The sequence below is a fragment of the Peptostreptococcus russellii genome (genome assembly GCF_003012055.1).
Taxonomy (GTDB): Bacteria; Bacillota; Clostridia; order Peptostreptococcales; family Peptostreptococcaceae; genus Peptostreptococcus; species Peptostreptococcus russellii.
Genome location: NZ_JYGE01000004.1, coordinates 1 through 18946 on the forward strand (window position 1 = coordinate 1; position 18946 = coordinate 18946).

At 31.8% G+C, this 18946-nt stretch carries 16 protein-coding genes and 1 riboswitch; of the genes, 2 read left to right on the top strand and 14 right to left on the bottom strand.

Annotated elements, in window-relative coordinates; all coding sequences use genetic code 11:
* Positions 1-608: HIRAN domain-containing protein (locus tag UF10_RS09235; protein ID WP_207654576.1), on the top strand; the 608-nt coding region annotated here is incomplete at its 5' end.
* A 170-nt stretch (positions 609-778) separates the two neighbouring features.
* On the opposite strand, the gene nox is transcribed toward UF10_RS09235, so the two are convergent.
* From nox to lepA, 13 genes are all read right to left on the bottom strand, one after another.
* Complete coding sequence (gene nox / locus UF10_RS05130; protein ID WP_106776761.1) at positions 779-2116, bottom strand: H2O-forming NADH oxidase; 1338 nt, start codon at positions 2114-2116, stop codon at positions 779-781.
* Between the two features lie 531 nt (positions 2117-2647).
* On the bottom strand, positions 2648-3790 hold the full coding sequence (gene grdD, locus UF10_RS05135) for a glycine/sarcosine/betaine reductase complex component C subunit alpha (protein ID WP_106776762.1): 1143 nt from the start codon (positions 3788-3790) through the stop codon (positions 2648-2650).
* Positions 3791-3801: 11 nt separating this feature from the next.
* Positions 3802-5334 carry a glycine/sarcosine/betaine reductase complex component C subunit beta gene (grdC, locus tag UF10_RS05140; protein ID WP_106776763.1) on the bottom strand — a complete coding sequence of 511 codons (1533 nt, stop codon included), beginning with the start codon at positions 5332-5334 and terminating at the stop codon, positions 3802-3804.
* Positions 5335-5431: 97 nt separating this feature from the next.
* Positions 5432-6742, bottom strand: a complete 1311-nt coding sequence (grdB, locus tag UF10_RS05145; protein WP_106776764.1) for a glycine reductase complex selenoprotein B — start codon at positions 6740-6742, stop codon at positions 5432-5434.
* A 23-nt stretch (positions 6743-6765) separates the two neighbouring features.
* Positions 6766-7242, bottom strand: coding sequence for a glycine/sarcosine/betaine reductase complex selenoprotein A (grdA, locus tag UF10_RS05150; RefSeq protein WP_106776765.1), 477 nt, complete (start codon positions 7240-7242; stop codon positions 6766-6768).
* Between the two features lie 149 nt (positions 7243-7391).
* Entirely contained in the window at positions 7392-8678 is a 1287-nt protein-coding gene (locus tag UF10_RS05155; protein WP_106776766.1) for a glycine/sarcosine/betaine reductase component B subunit, read from the bottom strand.
* Positions 8679-8866: 188 nt separating this feature from the next.
* Positions 8867-9184 (bottom strand): thioredoxin TrxA, encoded by a 318-nt coding sequence (gene trxA / locus UF10_RS05160; RefSeq protein WP_106776767.1) that lies wholly within the window; start codon positions 9182-9184, stop codon positions 8867-8869.
* A gap of 108 nt (positions 9185-9292) precedes the next feature.
* A complete protein-coding gene (gene trxB, locus UF10_RS05165) occupies positions 9293-10237 on the bottom strand; it encodes a thioredoxin-disulfide reductase (RefSeq protein WP_106776768.1) in 945 nt (314 codons plus the stop codon).
* 103 nt (positions 10238-10340) lie between these two features.
* Entirely contained in the window at positions 10341-10727 is a 387-nt protein-coding gene (locus UF10_RS05170) for a GrdX family protein (RefSeq protein WP_106776769.1), read from the bottom strand.
* A gap of 222 nt (positions 10728-10949) precedes the next feature.
* Positions 10950-11048, bottom strand: a riboswitch (glycine riboswitch).
* Between the two features lie 120 nt (positions 11049-11168).
* Positions 11169-12302 (bottom strand): radical SAM family heme chaperone HemW, encoded by a 1134-nt coding sequence (gene hemW / locus UF10_RS05175; RefSeq protein ID WP_106776770.1) that lies wholly within the window; start codon positions 12300-12302, stop codon positions 11169-11171.
* A 250-nt stretch (positions 12303-12552) separates the two neighbouring features.
* On the bottom strand, positions 12553-13419 hold the full coding sequence (locus tag UF10_RS05180; RefSeq protein WP_106776771.1) for a nitroreductase family protein: 867 nt from the start codon (positions 13417-13419) through the stop codon (positions 12553-12555).
* Between the two features lie 26 nt (positions 13420-13445).
* Entirely contained in the window at positions 13446-14744 is a 1299-nt protein-coding gene (locus UF10_RS05185) for a CCA tRNA nucleotidyltransferase (protein ID WP_242969060.1), read from the bottom strand.
* Between the two features lie 13 nt (positions 14745-14757).
* Positions 14758-16563, bottom strand: a complete 1806-nt coding sequence (gene lepA, locus UF10_RS05190; RefSeq protein WP_106776772.1) for a translation elongation factor 4 — start codon at positions 16561-16563, stop codon at positions 14758-14760.
* Between the two features lie 196 nt (positions 16564-16759).
* Here lepA and rpsT point away from each other — a divergent pair, with 196 nt between their 5' ends.
* Entirely contained in the window at positions 16760-17026 is a 267-nt protein-coding gene (gene rpsT / locus UF10_RS05195; RefSeq protein WP_106776773.1) for a 30S ribosomal protein S20, read from the top strand.
* 572 nt (positions 17027-17598) lie between these two features.
* Here the strand turns inward: rpsT and holA are convergent.
* Positions 17599-18630, bottom strand: coding sequence for a DNA polymerase III subunit delta (holA, locus tag UF10_RS05200; protein WP_106776774.1), 1032 nt, complete (start codon positions 18628-18630; stop codon positions 17599-17601).
* Between the last annotated feature and the right edge of the window lie 316 nt (positions 18631-18946).

Sequence of the window (18946 nt, forward strand, 5' to 3'; positions counted from 1 at the left end):
ACGAAAAAGAAAAACAACTTAAAAATCAACTATTAAAAAAAGATACAGATGTAGAACCTTCTATTAATTTAACTTCACATGAATCAAATAATAATTTTTATAATTTTAAAAAAGTTCTCAAATATGAAGAAAAAAAACCGAATTTTAATATTCACAAATGTCATAAAGTAAAAATTATAGTTGCAGGTACTTCATTTAGACAAAAAGAAATTAAACGTCTTTTAAGAAACTTTGACTACTATGAAAAATATGATGGTTTATCTACACGTGATATTAAAGAGAATTATTACGAGGGAGATAAAATTTATGAAATACCTTTATCAGCAATACACTACGGAAATTGTGAGCTTATACCTGAGCCAAGTAACAAATATGATAAAAATGCTATTAAAGTTATTATTGATAAAATACACGTTGGCTATATACCTTGTAAAGACTGCACCTTTATTAATGGCATATTAAATGATATTAAGGACATAGATATTGAAGTATATGGTGGTAAATATAAAGAAATTTATTTTGATGAAGAAGATTATAAAGAAAAAGTTAAAATAAATGAAAAAAACTTAGGAATATTACTTTATATTTCTTATTTAGATAGAGGTTAGGACATAAAAATATAACTACTACAGCTAAAGTTTATGCACATTTATATGAAGATCGATCTATTGAAGCCGTAGATGTATTAAATGAACTTACTGGACATGATAAGAATGATTAAATAAAAAAAGTGCTACCAACTAGGTTTTAAACCTAGTTGGACACTTTGAAAACACTATTACTTGGCACTTAATGCAGCCATTGTAATGTAGTTATATGGCTGGTTAAAGTGAGGAAGGAAGAATATATCCAACAGTGCCAATCTTTCTATTGTCACCTTTTCCTGTATAGCTAATGAGAACATATGTATACCCATTGACATATCATATTCTGATGCCATCTGAGCACCTAATACTTCTCTAGTCTTCTTGTCATATACTATTCTTATCTTAACGTCTGGGTTAGTAGTTTCTATAAATCCAGGCTTTTGAGTATCTTCAAAATCAGTGTATTCAACATCTAAACCTAACTTTTCAGCCTTAGCTACTGTAATACCTGTTGATACCATCTTTAGGTCATATATATTGATACCGTTAGATCCCTGTACACCTATAGATTCTAATTCAGTTCCACCAGCATTATGAGCTGCTACAATACCACTTCTTACAGCATTAGTTGCTAAAGCAATGTAGTTTGTATTGTCTATTGAGTTATCGTATACTGTTGCACAGTCACCAATAGCATATACATCCTTAACACTAGTTTCTTGCTTCTTGTTTACTAGATATGATCCATTTCTGAATAATTCTAACTTATCTTTACCTAAAGCATTGTTTGGTCTAAATCCTATAGAAAGGATAACCATATCTGCTTCTATTTCCTTCTTATCTGTTACTACTGAGCTTACCTTACCATTTGTACCCTTGATTTCCTTTACAGCCTGTCCAAACTCTAAGTTTATACCATGGTCTGCTAGATTATTCTTCATTAATTCAGTAAATGGCTTATCATAGTAAGCTGGTAGGCAAGTATCTGCTATATCTACCATAGTAACGTTTTTATGATGTCTTTCAAATGCTTCTGCAAGCTCAACACCTATATATCCAGCACCAACAACTACAACATTCTTGATTTCAGGATGCTGAAGCTTTTCTATTACTTCTTGAGCGTTTTGGAATAACTTAACCTGCTGAACATTTTCTAAATCCTTACCTGGTATATTTGGTACTATTGGAAGTGATCCTGTACCTAATATTAATTTATCATAAGTATCTTCTATTTCTGTTCCATCCTTTAATCTAACAAATACCTTCTTATTATCAAAGTCTATATCATGAACTTCAGCTTCCATATGAACCTTAGCTCCTTGCTTTTCAAATTCTTCCTTTGAAGCATAGAAAAGACCATCTGGCTTAGATATTTGATTACCTATCCATAGAGCCATCCCACATCCTAGGAATGATATATTACTATTCTTGTCATATACCACTACCTCATCATTTGGATAGTTTGCTAATAATGTTCTTGTTGCTGCTGTTCCACCATGATTTGCACCTATTACTATTATTTTACTCATTATTCTTCCTCCAGTTAAATATAAATTTATTAATTGTTTGTTAATTATTTTTTGTGTAATATTAAGAAAAGACCATTTTTTTATTACGTCTTATTTAATATTACCTTTTTTTATTACGTCTTATTTAATATTACCTTATAGTTTAATATTTACCCAAGAAATTGTTTTCTTAACATTTTTTTAATATTTTTTTAACATTTTTTTATTATTATTTTTATGCTCATTTAAGTCTAAGCTTAAATGATTGATATTCCAAGCATTTGAAAGCTTTATATCTTCTGAAATCTTTTTATTATTTTTCAAACTTTTTTTTGATTATTTCAATTAAAAAGCATTTATTAATATATTTTTTACTAGTTTTTAGATTAGATAATTATTTATCTTACTATTTTTTTGAAGTAAAAGTATAGAATTTAATCCTTATAAATTATTTGTTTTCAAATATAAAAACAAACCCCCCAACAGTTTAAACTGTTGGGGGGCTCATTGGTTGTTTTTCAATTTATTTAAAAGGCATTTCTAAAAGCATTTTTATTTTACAAAATCATTCTTTCTTAATACATCTATTGATTTATCAACATTTGCAACAGATACCATTACAACAGGACCAGTACATCCCATTCCACTCTCTGCATATATTGATTCTTTCCATAGTGACTTTACAGCATCTTCAAGATCTAGTATATCTACTCCTGTGATAGCTTCAGTAACAACTTCCTTTTCTGGAGCTTTTACTTCTTCAACAGCTTCCTTTGGTGCTTTCTTAGCCTTTAATTCTTCTATTTCTTTGTCTAGACCACACTTAATAGCCTTTTTGTATTCATCTCTAGCAACTACATTTACTTCACCCTTTACTATATCATATGCATACTTTAGGGCATTAGCAACTACTGGAGAACCACTTGCTCTTGATAAGATAAGAACTCTTCTATCATAGTCTTCACCTATTCCTGGTCCATATCCGTATCCTTGAGCTTCAAAATCTCCACCAGTATTAAATGAAGAGAATACCTTCATAAGTAAGTTACCAGTAAGAGTATCTGTTACCATTACATCTGGAACTCCTATTAATAGATCATTACCTCTCATAACAGCACCGCCATCAGCTCTCATAGATTCAGCAAAATCAAAGTCATATCCATTTTCCTTTAAATTTATAAGAATCTTTTCAACCTGTCTGGCACCGTCAAGATTTAATATACCTACTGTAGGTTTTTTCTTTCCACAAGCTTTTGCAGTCGCTATACCATAAATTGCATTTCTTGTCATAGCTTCTACTCTATCAGTTGCAGATGTACCAGTAGTTGTTGCCAAAAACATCTCGCGACCTCTTCCTGGAGCTACTACTCTACCTACTGTTGATACACCTATTGGGAAATTATAATGCATAGTAACACAAGCATCTATTTCTTTTGCATCTAATAATTCTTCCATTTTTTTATACATTTCATCTTCAGTTTCAACTTCATAAGACTTAAAGTCCTCGTCTCCCTTACCGATTAGAACTATTTCAAACATACCATTACTGGCAAGTCTAGCACCTTGAATTAAGTTTTCACTTCCATGCTCACTTCCAAGTGTAGTTAAACCTACCTTAATTTTCTTTCCAAAGTTGCCAGATTCTATAGCATCAGCAACTTCTAACAATGCATCAGATATTAATTTGTTAGACATATCTACACCCCCTATTCTTCTATCATATCTAGGGCAATATTTCTCATTGATTCTGCAATTATCTTTCTTATTTCATCCTTAGATATTGAAGATGTTTCTTCTTCTACGCCTGGGTTTCTTTCAACTACAAAAGATATACCGTCAAATAAGTTTGTCATTCTTCCTAAGAATAAACTACCCTTACCAACTATCATAGCTCTATTTCTATCACCTGTAGTTAAGTCGTCCATCATAAATCCTACATAAGGAACCCCTGAAGGTATATGTCCCTGAGTTGGAGCCCAACCTGGTAGACCATGTTCAGCTATAAAGCTCTTTAACTGTTTCTTTTCTATTTCGCCTCTAGTAGCTGCTAGAGCCCCTATCATTTTATAGTTTGCCTCTGGAACGTTACCTGCACCAGCTGGCTTTGTGATGTCTGGGTTTTGCATTTCTACTGAGTATACATCTATATCAGGAATCTTTAGACCCGCTTTATCTAATCCTTGAGTAATAAGAGATGTCATAACAGCCTGAGGAGCTGATCCAGTACCTACTGTATGCTTACCAACTAAGTCAGTTCTAATAATTGGATGAACACCATCGTTTTCTGAAACTAATACAGCAAATCCTCCTATAACATCTTCTAATACTGGAAGACCCTTCTTAAGATGATCTTTTGCATTCATTCCAAGCTTTGCAGATGCACCACCAGCAACTACCATAACATTCTTATGAACTCCTGATTTTACTAGAGCTGCTGCATTTATTAATGCATGAGCTGGAGCAGCACAAAATCCTCTTGTGTCTGATCCACTTGCATTAGTTAGACCAACCATTTCAGCTATAGCCTTGGCAAAGTTTCCTCCACCTCTTTGATTCATATCTCCACAAGCCTCTTCAGAGCATTCTATTACATAGTCTATTTCTTCTCTATGAACGCCTGAACTTCTAAGTAATTCTAAAGCAGATACAACACCAGATGCCTTAACAACCAAGTTTTCAAGCATAGTATGGGCACTTAAATTTACATCTACATCATGAGCTCTTTTTACATAACCTACTAACTTATGTTCAAAGTATAATCCTTCTGCTACGTGGTTATCCAAAAGTTCCTGTGCATCAGATATATCTTCACCCTTTAAATGGTTAAAGAAGCCTTCTAATTCTTTGTAGTTTTCTTCCATTACTGGTCTAATTCCATTTACAAATTCTTCTGATAATTTTACAAGCTCAAATGCATCACAAATCTGCATTAAAGCTAGAAATTCATCTTCTGGAACTATTTGGCCGAATTTACCATGTCTTTCACCTTCGTGCTCTATATTACACCAAGGAAGCTTCTTGTCAGATAAGAACTCTGGTCTTACATTTCCTATATACACTTGGTTTGGAAGATAGTTTACTACCTCTTCATAACTTCTTATCTTGCTATCAATTTCTTTTAAAAACTCAGAATCTGGGTTAATTTCCTGTTCAACAGTACAAGTAGTACCGTTTTTGATTATCATGTCAGGAGTATGTACTAAAACATATCCTGCTCCTCTGAATACTGGGAATGACATAATGTTACCTCCAAATTTAATAATATATTCATATATTAATATTGGTACACCTAGAAAAGCTAAGTGTACCAATACTATTAACAGCTATAATCTTTTATTAATCTTCAAAAACAGTCTGTCCATCAACTTCTGTAGTCAATGCTTCAAGTGCTTTTTCAACTAATTTTCTTCTTAGAGCCTTTTCTTCTTCATGTTCTAAAGCAGGATTTCCAAGAGGATGAGGTATAGCTATTGTTGGAACTATTCTATTAGCACCAACTGTTAGTGAAATAGGAACAACTGTACACATATGTACTACAGGTAGTCCAGCTCTTTCTATTTCCTTTACCATCGTTGCACCGCAACGAGTACAAGTACCTCACGTAGAAGTTAATATAACTGCATCCACACCATCAGCTATTAACTTCTGTGCATATTCTGCTGCAAATGCCTTAGAAGATGCAACTGCAGTACCATTACCAACAGTTGTGTAGAACTTGTTGTATAACTTTCCTATTACGCCTTCTTTTTCAAGGTCTCTTAATACGTCCACAGGAAGAACTCTATCAGAGTCTTCATTTGCATAAGATGGGTCATATCCACCATGTGCAGTTTCCCAACCTTCTTCAGTTAAGTCTTCTACACCTGTAATATCATATTCACCATACTTAGTAGCATTTGATGATTCTATTCTATCAGGGTTACCCTTTGGAACTATACCACCTGATGTGCAAAGTGCTATTGTACACTTAGAAAGATCTTTAACCGCTGGGTTTGGATCTACTCTATCGAAACTTGGCATTGGATATTCTGTTTTGAATTCTTCGCCATTTATTTTCTTTATTAGCATATCAACGGCTCTCTTAGATCCTCTATCTTCAGCAAAGTAGTTTACTCTTACACCCTTTTCGATGTATCCATCTTCTTCTGGAGAACCTATTTCTTCGCCCTTAGCAAGCTTTGCACCTAATTTTGCAATCTTTGGTAGAGCCTTTCTCATACCTGCTGCAGAATTTGAAGTTTCTACTATGTATATCTCTTTCTTATACATGTCTGCACCAGGATTTTCTATATACATACCTGTTAAGCAAGGTATGTTTAATTCATTCTTTACAACACTAGTGATAGTACCACAAGCAACTCCGTATCTACCTGCATTAAATGCTGGTCCAGCTATAAATAACTGTGGATCAAATCCCTTGATCATCTCTAATACTTCTTCACTTGCTTCATCTATATTTTCATTGAAGTAGCTATCTCCACAAACAACTGAAGCTACTATTTCAAAATCTTCGCCCAATTTTTTCTGTAATTGATTACTTACTGGAGGAAGTTCTTCCATAACCTTTGGTTCAACATCTGCCTTTTCTTCTCCACCTATTCCTGCAAAGAATTGGTTGATATAATGAACTACTCTAATCTTTGACATTATTTTACCTCCCATTTAGAATTCTATAAATACTTGCAGAATTCGTCTCTAATTTCTGACATTTCTTCAGCTATTTCATCGCAATCTAGAACCATTTCCATCATGCCTATTTGTTCTTCATAAACATCTTCATTGAATTGTTCCTTCATAGCGTCTTCTACAACGTGGAATACGCTTAATCCTAGCTCAACACCTGCTAGTGGTCCAGCAAAAGTTGGATCTCCTGCTGTTACTGTTTCAGCTGCAAGACCTGCAGCTTCGGCTTCAGCGGCACCTAGTAAAACCACAACATTTTCGTTACCGAATTTTTCGGCAGCGTCTTTTACTCTGTTCTGATTTTCTAAGTCCATAGCCCCAGCAGCTGTTCAGACGAAGCATTCTGTAGATGAAAATACTACTTCTGCGCCGTCAACAGTTTTAACACATTCTTCGATAGCAGGACCTGGTATACCGTCTCTGTCACCGATTATTATAACTTTTTTATTCTGTAAAGTTGTCATAACGATTACTCCTTTGTAATTTAATTTATTTTTTTATTTTTTATGGATAATATATCCATATCTTAATTTTTTGCTTTACTTAAATGGTATAAATTCTTCTTACTATATGTAAGAATGAATTATTGAGATTAATTAATATGTCATCTAAATTAGAATGTCTTTGCAGATAGATAACCAAATCCTGTTTCATTAGTTGCTCCAGTTATAGTCTGAATTTCACACTCAATAGAACCATCTTCTCTTAATGAATGTTCATTACCACCAGCAATGATGTTTACATATTCTACATGTCCTATTACTCTATCCATCTTAGGTAATACTACATATTCATTAGCATTTCCGCCTGTAACAACTGCATCTGCCTTAGCGTCTGCATCTGCTAGTGACTGAGAAGCACCATCTCTACCTGCGTATTCATCTGTTACTATAACAGTTTTTATTCCTTGGTTTTCTATCTTCTTGCAGTTCATTATTAAGTCAGTATCTGGATTACCAAATCCTTCCTGAGATACAATAGCTGCATCTAATCCTAAGAACTTACAAAGCTTTGAAGACCAGTTAGAAGATCTTTCTTTATCAGCCAAATAAACATTTTCATTAGTTATTATTACACCCATGAAGTTTATTGACTTACCATGTTGAGCATATAACTCTTCTATTACACCATTATTTAAATGTACATATGAAGGGTTCTTATCACAAGCAGAAACACAGTTTCCTGATACTATTGCACCGTCCATTATTTCTGTTGGGTATAAAATAGTAGGAACTATCTGCTTAGCGTCTACACCATATACATAAGTATCATGTAGAAGTCCCTGAGTCTGTAACATATAAACATATCCAACCTTTGGAAGTTCTGGATATTGAGCGATTTGCTCTAATAATGGCTTAGTTTCATAAGTATTTACTTCTTCAGCCTCTAAGTCTCTTGCTAATTCTCCAAGATATTGAGCAGCCTTAAATCCTAAGAATCTAACAGCCTTTTCATGTTCATGTTGCTTAACACCCTCAGCAGGTTCAGCTATTACCACTAGGTTTACTGTCTTAGAAAATGGAGTATACTTAGCTCCTAGTCCAGTCATATCTATAATACCTTCCTGGAAACCAACTATCTTACCAGTTGTTACAACTGCCATTCCCTTAAGTACGTGAGTTCTACCTTCACCAACAGTTTCTACCTTTGAAAGTATTCCTGGGAATATTCCACCCTTACCTTCAACCTTTACTCTTGGCTCGATTACATCCTTAACTGGTGTTATTCTTACACTTTCACCAGGTCTAGCGATATCTAGATCAACAGATGCAAGATGTTCATCATCCCATATTGCGTTGATCAATTCTTCCTTGTTTACAAATAAAACACCTTTTTCTATCTTCGTAACATCTGAAAACTGGATGTCTTTAATGAAGATTTTGCCTATTTCAAGACGCATAGGTTACCTCCTATAAAAAATAATTTAATATAATAAACTTGATTAATATAAAATAAACAATTTATCTACTATTATTCTTGACTCAGCTCAAGGATTGATATCCAATCCTTGTCTGATGTCAATTATTTAATAATCATTAAATAAGCAGATGCAATACCTATTTAACTAAGTGGATAAACTATTTAATTTTAGTAAAACTTCTTTATCATGGCTTCAATGTTTGCTATATTAGCATCATCTTTTGTTATTTCTTCAACCTTTTCGCCATCTTTATATATAGTCATTGTAGGTAGTCCAAGTACCTTCTGCTTGATTGCAAGTCTTCTAGCCTTTGTTATATCCATTGAACAGAATTTAATCTTATCACCATACTGTTCAGCTAATTTATGCACATCTGGCATTAATGCTTTGCAAGGTTCACAACCCTCGCTCCAGAAGTCAACGAATATATATCCTTCGCCCTGTAATACTTCTTCTTCAAAGTTTGCCTTTGTTAATTCGATCATTTCAACAACCTCCTATTTTTATTTTAATTTATGTAAAGTTCCTTCAAATTGATGGAATCTTTCACTCTGATTATTTTTCTTACAATAATTGACCTTTTCCAAATTCAATTAGTTGAATTTTTCTGCTATATATCTTTCTGCCATTACTGCTGCAACTGCTCCATCGCTAGTAGCTGTAACTACCTGTCTTACTGGCTTTTCTCTACAATCACCTGCAACAAATACACCTGGTATATTAGTTTCTGTGCTTTCCTTTGCCATAAAGTATCCGGCATCATCACATTCTATTACATCTCTATAAAGATGAGTTTCTGGAACATATCCTATAAATACGAAACATCCAAAAGTACCGTCTTCTTCATCAGCAAAATGCTCTGTTATTTCACCTGTGATCTTGTTCTTAAATACTATAGACTCAAGTATTCCATCACCCTTTACTTCTTCAACTACTGTATCTAGTAAAAAGTCTATCTTTGGATTTTCTTTTGCTCTGTCAAGTGCAGTAGGTGCACATCTAAATCCTTGTCTTCTATGTACTATAGTAACCTTTCTTGCAAACTTAGTTAGATACTGCGCTTCTTCTATTGCACTATCTCCACCACCTATAACGAATACTTCAAAGTCTTCAAAGAAGTCTGCGTCACAAGTTGCACAGTAAGAAACTCCCTTACCAATTAGTGAATCTTCACCTGGGCAATTCATCTTTCTTGGGTTAGCTCCAGTTGCAATAATTACTGATCTTGTCTTATATTCCTTGTCAGCTGTCTTTAAAATTTTTATATCACCATCAAAGTCAAAAGATGTAACATCTCCTCTTTCGATTTCACATCCAAAAGCCTTAGCTTGTTCTACCATTCTTGCTGTAAGTGATGGACCTGTTGCATTTTCAACTGATCCTGGATAGTTATCAACCTGATGAGTGATTACTATCTGACCACCATTTTTTTGTTTTTCTAGGATAAGAGTTTTAAGTTTTCCTCTAGCACCATATAAACCTGCTGATAGGCCTGCTGGACCCCCACCAATAATTATTAAATCATAAATATTTTCCATTTCTACCTCCACACATTTTAATGTTAATTGATTAACTTAAGTCATTCCAAAAAGATAAGTAATAATCGGCTAAATCTATTTTTCTTATCTTGAATATATTTTTCTAATTAAGTATTCTATAAATAGTTTTACTCATTAGATCATAGTCAATTACTCTAAAATCATCTTTTACACTTTCTGTCCATAAAGGAGTGATTTTATTTTTTTTAAACTTATTTGCAGTTTCAATTGCGTCTTCAATTAAACTTAACGAATTAAAATCCAGTTCCTTGCCTGCTTTTAGAATCAAAGTTCTATATATTGTTTCATTAGGTTTAACACTTCCATACAATGGATGAGTAAGCAATTCATAGCCTTCGTGTATTAAATTTCTCGAATATTCTAAAACACCTATATAATCTTTATTATCTAAAAATTTAAGCTCTATCTTGTTTGATGTTAGAAATTCTTCCGATTCAAGAAATTTTTCATTATTAGTAATTAAAAGCATCTAAATCACCTTTCATATATCAATTTTTGCGAGATAATAGTTCCTCTCCTTGGAATAAATGTTTTCCTGACCCATCACGTATAACTTTAAATAGATCAACTTGTAGAGGAAATTCTATATTATGCATTTATAAACTGTTAGACATCCAACTAAATTTGAATATAAAAAAGGGAAATAAAGTTGTCCTTTATTCCCCTGTCATATTATTCACCTTCAGAGATACGTCCAATTCTACTTCCTTTACCTGAGAAATTCATAACATTCTTGACGGAAATGTTACTTGTCCCTTCGGTGGCAATTGCTCTCTCATAGAATCTTCATCCGCATATTTAATTATTAGTTGTCTAACTTTTATACAATTAGCAAGTACATCTGTAAGATAATTGTACAACATCTTCTATCAAAAAATCAAGACTTATTTTTTAAAAGTTTTTTTAACTTTTATAGCATCAAATCCACTATTATTGAATTTGATATTTCACGTCCAGATTGTGTAAGTTTTATCGTATTGTCCTTACACTTTTCAATATATCCCTTTTTCTGATAATTTTCAATACTTTTTATTATACATTTTTCTAACTCTTGATTATTGATTTTATCTATAAGTGATAAATTTATTCCAGAATTCATTCTCAATCCCAACATTATTTTTTCATTGAAATGTTCTTTGAAGTCCAACACCTCCTTAGATTCTATTGGGAAAACGTTGCTATTGGTAGCTTTAGAGTAGTCATTTAGTGTCTTTACATTTGTATATCTTTCATTATTTATATATCCTGAAGCTCCAACTCCAACTCCAAAATACTCATCGCAATTCCAGTATTTTATGTTGTGTTTACACTCGTATCCAACATTACAAAAATTCGATATCTCATATTGATAAAATCCATACTTCTTTAATTTTTCAACAGTATACCTATACATATCTAAATATTTTTCTTCATCTATATCTTTTAACTCTCCTTTTTCATACATCTCAAAAAAATCTGTACCCTCTTCTATTATCAATGAGTATGCAGATATATGTTCTGGCTTTATTTCTGCTACATAATCTATGGTTTCCTTCCAATCTTCTAAGCTTTGAGTATCAAATGCAAATATTACATCTATATTTATATTATCAAAACCTACTTCTCTAGCATTATAGAAACTCTCTTCAAATTGCTTAAGGTTATGAATTCTTCCCATAAATAATAAATGCTTGTCTTGAACCGCCTGAAGACCTATACTAAGCCTATTTACACCAGCATCTTTCATTATCTTTAGCTTTTCAATTGATAATGTTCCAGGATTTGCTTCTATGCTGTATTCTTCAAGCTTTTTTAGATCAACATTATCTTCTATCATCTTAAATAATCTTTTTAACTGGGTCTTATTCAAAATAGTTGGAGTCCCACCTCCAATAAATATTGTACTTATTTCTTCCTGATTTAGCTTGTACATTTTTAATTCTTTTTCCAAAGAATCTAAATATTTATCTTTTTCATTCCCATCTGCTACGTATGAAGTAAAATCGCAGTATTTACACTTTTGTACACAGAAAGGTATATGTATATATAGACCTTTACTTTCCATAATTTACCTCCTAATTTTATATCTCTATACCTTTTTATACCGTATTTAAGTAAAAATCAAGCATTAATGAAATATTTTTTAAAAAATATATAGAGCTATTGACAGAAATAACTATCAATAGCTCTATTAGTATACTTGATTATTCACTTTTATTTATAAAAACTGTCTAAATAATTATAATATCTTTAGATATTATAAAATAAATATATCTTCAAAACAATAAATTATTCTTTATTATTCTGATTTCTTATTATATATTACAGTATCCTACTACCTTATAGTTAGATGGTATGCCATAGTCATTATCTAAGTTGTCAAATCCCCACTTAGAATCAAACATAGTTATGTCTAAAATAACACCAAAGTATAACATTATTATACCAGCATCTATTTTATTTAAATAACTACCACTATAGTTTTCATTGTCTATCGCTAATATTACACGACCTCCATCAACTATAAATCTCCATGGTTGCTTATTAAGAGCTGAAGGAGCCATTCTTGCATATGAGAATGCATCTAATAGAGCTCTTTCTTCTAGTATTTCAGATGTAGCAGAATTTCCCCACTTATCTATATATACCATTTCTTCTAAAGAGATTCTCTCAGAGTTTGATCCCATTTTTTTAACAGACATTTCTGCCTGAGAATAGTTATCTCCTGTTTTTGCTATTCCTTCAACCTTCTTAGTTGAACTAGCATATCCTAGAGCTATAAGAGCTACTACTTCCATATCAGTGTCAAGATTTAAAACTGTCTTTACCATATCTCTATCTGAATATGATATCCAACAGCTATCTAATCCTAAATCTCTAGCCTTTAATATTGCTCTTTCGCCTACATACCCTGCGTTTTCAAGATGTTGTGGCTTATCTTCAGAAAGTAGTACTAGGTAGTTAGGAGCTTCTATCATCACTCCCTGATAACCAGCTATTCCGTATAATCTCTTGTAAGTATCATCTCCAGCAAAGAATTTTGCTTCAATTGCTATAGATGGCACTAACTTCTTACAATCAGCTATAAAAGCTTGAAGCTCTGATATCTTAGCTGCATCAACTGCTGTTTCTTTAAAATGTCTTACTGATCTTCCATTCACAATTAATGACTTATAGTCCATAAATTTACCTCCAAATTTTCGTAATTCTATGCTTTTCTGGCCAAACTCAAAAGCTTGTCCTTCTCATTGTCACCCGGATTGTGTATCACATGCTCAAGTAGCCCACTAAGTATTTTTCCTACTTGGGCTCCACTTGCAATATCATTTTTTATAATATCTCTTCCGTTTAACTTCAATTGAGAAATAGAAAAACATTCTCCTGATTCTATTATATCATTAAATAGACTAAAACAGATAGAAGGATTTGCATTTTTTTCAATAAACTTTGAATATATTGCATACTTTACAAGATATATATTCTTTAAATCACGCAAAATGTACTTTAATAATAGTTTTTTATGACTATAATCCTTGCTATTCTCAGTTAATAATTCATATTTTTCGTCCTTTAGTATAGAATGTATTGCTATAGTATACTCTATTTCTTTTTTTGAATACCTTAAACTTCTCATTATTTTACTTAATTCTTCTTTAGATCTATCTTCAAATATAAGAGCTCTTTTTAAGGCTTGTTTATATTTTTTTTCTTCATTATCACTATCTAGATACTTACAAGTTTTTTCTTTATTGATAAAACTTTCTACATTATATGCATTTTCAATATTATTCATCTCTAAGGACTTTCCTCCAAATAAATAATCCGAAAGATTTATCATATTAAAATTTTCTAGCTTTAAAGGATTGTATTCTATAATTTCTTCTAATTCTCTATTAATTCTTTCAACAGAAATATTTTCTATATTTTTGGAGTTTTTCAAGATAGAATTAAAAGTTTTCTCTTCAATTTCAAATCCCAATTTTGCAGAAAATCTGATTGCCCTAACCATTCTTAGAGCATCTTCATTGAATCTTTGATCAGGGTCACCAACACAACGAATAAGCTTTTTTTCTATATCTTTAATACCATCGAAACTGTCTATTAGCCCTGATTTTTGATTATATGCCATAGCATTTATAGTAAAATCTCTTCTGGAGAGATCGTCTATTATATTCTTACTAAACTTCACTTCTTCTGGATGTCTCATATCCAGATACTGACCATCAATTCTATATGTAGTAGCTTCATATGCTACATTATTTTCAATTATAGTTACAGTACCATGCTCTACTCCAGTTGGAATGGTTTTTTTAAAGATTTTCATCATATCTTTTGGCCTTGCATTTGTAGTAATATCCCAATCGTTCGGTTTTCTTTTCATTATAGAATCTCTCACACAACCACCCACTATAAAAGCTTCAAATCCATGATTTTCTAGTGCTTCTATTATAAGGCTTGCTCCAGAATCAATTTCCAGAGCAAGTTCTTTTTTATCTATATAGTTCAATTAAACACCTTCTTTAGTCATCCAACTTAAGAACTGACATGAATGCTTTCTGTGGTACTTCAACATTACCAATCTGACGCATTCTCTTCTTACCTTCCTTCTGCTTTTCAAGAAGCTTTCTCTTTCTTGAAATATCTCCACCATAACATTTTGCAAGAACGTCTTTTCTATAAGCTGCAACAGTTTCTCTTGCAATTATCTTGTTTCCAACAGCAGCCTGAATAGGTACTGGGAACTGATGTCTAGGTATTTCTTCTTTCAATTTTTCACACATTGCCTTACCTCTTACATAAGCTCTGCTTTCATGTATTATAAAGCTAAGTGCATCGACCTGCTCTTTATTTATTAGTATATCCATTTTTACTAAATCAGATACTGTATAACCCTTTATTTCGTAGTCTATAGAGCCATAACCTCTTGTTCTAGACTTTAGAGCATCAAAGAAATCATATATTACTTCATTTAGAGGAAGCTCATAGTGTAGCATTACTCTAGTATCATCCATATATTCCATATTCTTCATATTTCCACGTCTTTCCTGACATAGCTCCATTACAACACCAACATAGTCCTTTGGAACAATAATATCACTGTTGACTATAGGCTCTTCTATTGTAAGTATCTCAGTTGGATCAGGTAGATTGGCTGGATTTTGTATCATTACTTTTTCACCATCTAATTTTGTTACCTTGTATATAACTGATGGTGCTGTTGTAATTATATTTAAATCAAACTCTCTTTCAAGTCTTTCCTGAATAATTTCCATATGAAGAAGACCTAAGAATCCACATCTAAAACCAAAACCTAGGGCAGCAGAAGATTCAGATTCAAACTCTAGAGCAGCATCATTTATCTGAAGCTTTTCTAGTGCATCTCTAACATTTTCATACTTTTCCCCTTCTCCTGGATATATACCACAATAAACCATTGGTGTGGCTTTTTTATAGCCTGGAAGAGCTGAATCTGTTCTATTCTCAGCATCTGTAATAGTATCTCCCACTCTACAACTTCTAATGTCTTTTATACTTGCTGCAATATATCCAACATCGCCTGCTGTAAGATCGTCAAGAACTGTTGGATTCGGCGCCATAACACCCACTTCAGTTACTTCAAACTGCTTCTTACTGTTCATCATTTCTATTATCATACCCTTTTTAACAGTACCTTCAAATACTCTAACATAAGCTACAACACCCTTATAGGCATCATAGTAAGAGTCAAATATCAAAGCCTTTAATGGTCCACTAGAATCCCCTGTTGGTGCTGGTACATTCTTTACAATATCTTCTAATACAGCTTCAATATTTATTCCATTTTTAGCTGAAATCATAGGCGCTTCAGCACTATCTATTCCTATAAGATCTTCTATTTCATTTTTTACAAAGTCTGGTCTTGCACTAGGCAAGTCGATTTTGTTTATTACTGGTAAAATTTCTAAATCTTGTTCAAGGGCTAGATATACATTTGCCAGTGTCTGTGCCTCTACTCCCTGAGCAGCATCTACAACTAGTAAAGCTCCCTCACAGGCAGCCAAACTTCTAGATACCTCATAGTTAAAGTCAACATGACCTGGTGTATCTATTAGATTTAAATTGTACACCTCACCATCTTTTGCCTTATAATGTAATCTTACATTTTGCAACTTTATCGTGATGCCTCTTTCTCTCTCCAGATCCATATTATCTAATAGCTGTGATTTCATATCTCTATCAGCTACTAATCCAGTATTCTGAATCAATCTATCAGCAAGAGTCGATTTACCATGATCTATATGAGCAATAATACTAAAATTCCTAGTTTTACTTTGTCTATTTCCCATTTTAACTACTCCTTTTCAAATTTACATAAGTATTCAATATATATTCTACTTTAAAACTCCGTCAACGTAAATAATAGAAATACAATTATTAATTTTTTTATTAAAAATTGTTTTTTTCCTTGATTTTTACTTTTAGTTCTGTTAAAATTATGTATGTTGATTATGAATTTAGATTTACGACAGGGAGGTGAATTACGTGGCAAATATTAAATCTGCAAAGAAAAGAATCGGTGTTATTGAAAAGAAGACTGCTTTAAATAGAGTTAGAAAATCTCAGATAAAGACTGCTATAAGAAGATTTGATGAGGCCGTAGCTTCTGGAAATAAGGATGAAGCTTTAGCTAACTTCAGAGCAGCTCAGAAGAGAATCTATCAGGTTGCATCTAAGGGAACTATGCATAAGAATGCTGCTGATAGAAAGGTATCTAAGCTTGCTAATAAGCTTAACTCTATGAACGCTTAATTATGCGGGACAATTTGATATCGACGGGTATCATTTATAATTGTGACTACGCAATATATAGATTATATCTTGTGTGTCAAACGTTTGAAAATACTAGATAAAAGATGAGCTTTCCAGTGGGAAGGCTTATCTTTTTTAGTTTTCAAAAGTATAAAACTCAATCTAAACATACTATCTAAAACCTAATTCTTTTATTTAATTTTCAATAATTTACTATTCTCTAATAACTTTCCCTGAAAATATAAAAGTATATACTTCAATATTTTTATATTTAAGCATCCAAATAAACCATCATTAGTTACAAGATCCTTCACCATTCTTATAAAAAATCTATAAACTTTTCACTTTTATTTATAAATATACACTTTTATATTAAATCTAAAACCATAATTTATTCTAAATTAATAAGAAATTACGGTAATTTACAAGACAGATATAAAATTTCATAAGCTGAACATAATAATTGTCTAATTAATTTATTTTTATCTACAAATAAAACTACCTAACTTAAACATAAATTATCTTTTATGAAAAATTGGGTAGTTTTTTGTAAAATATTCATTTTTTATCACTTATCTGCAATATTTTGCTATCAATATTTCCGCTGCCAAATGGTCTTCCATCAATCCTTGCTTTATTTTGTAATCAGAATCTGATATATAGTTCAAGATACTTACAATTCCGTTTTCATCATAATTTTTTGCCTGTCTCACAACCTTATTAAAGGTGTAAGGATGCATTTTTAAAGTATCTTTAATCACTGCCTGAGGCATTTTATCCTCTTGTAGATACTTTACCTGTATTATGTGGTTGAACTGCCTAGAGAGCATCGCAAATACGCCGAGAATTGACTCTCCGCTATCTATCATATCATTTAATATCTTAAAGGATCTTTTCGCATTTTTATTTCCTATCATATCAATAAGTTGGAATATATCATTTTCAACTCTAGAATTCATTAAGTTTCTAATAATATCTTTTGTTATCGCTTCATCATTATCAACATAAGAACATAGCTTTATAATTTCCTGTTCAACATCTCCAAGGGTCATTTCAGATGTTCTATCCCTATAGCCAGTTGCCTCTATAAAGTAGGTGATATCTGAGTTACTTATACTTACATTTCTATTTGAAAATTGAAGCTTGCACCAATTTAAAAGCGACATATCATCTAGCTTTTTCATTTCACAAACTACACCACGTTTATTGATTGACTTATATATGGCTTTTCTTTTATCTACTTCTCCATGTGTTATAAAAACAAGTACTGTTGTATCAGATATATTTTCCAAAATCTTCACCAATTCTTTTTCATCAGAATCATTAAAGTTTTTCTTTTTACCTTTTAAAAGTTCAAAATCCTTTACAATTATATATCTTTTTTCATCCATAAATGGAAGTGTTTCTACAGAAGATCTAAATTCTTCAAGATTTGTTTCCTTACCATCTAGGACACTAAGATTAAAATCCATCATAGCTTCATCTACTAATGTTTTAAATTTTTCCTGTATTTCCTCTATAAGGAAGCTTTCCTTCCCATATATCAAATAAATCTGCTCAATATTTCTATTTTCAAGATTTGACAGCAATTTTTTTCTTTCCATAATATTCCTCCATATTTAGAGTTTCCCTATTATTATATCATAGATTAACTGTCTTTTTATAAAAAATACAATGAAAAGCTTCTCATAGGTAAAAAGTTTAAAGATTAGGAATTAACTATCTTTTTTTTATATAATAATACATTTATATTACTTGATTTTTTATTTTTCTATAATTCTCTTTTTCCTTTATCTTAATTTTGCTTCTTAGAAGATTTTTATACTTTATAACTACTTTTACTTTTTTAAGATTTTTATCGTTTATATTGCTTTTCTTTTTAGAAGACTTTTATAGTTTACAATTACTTTGATCTTTGCA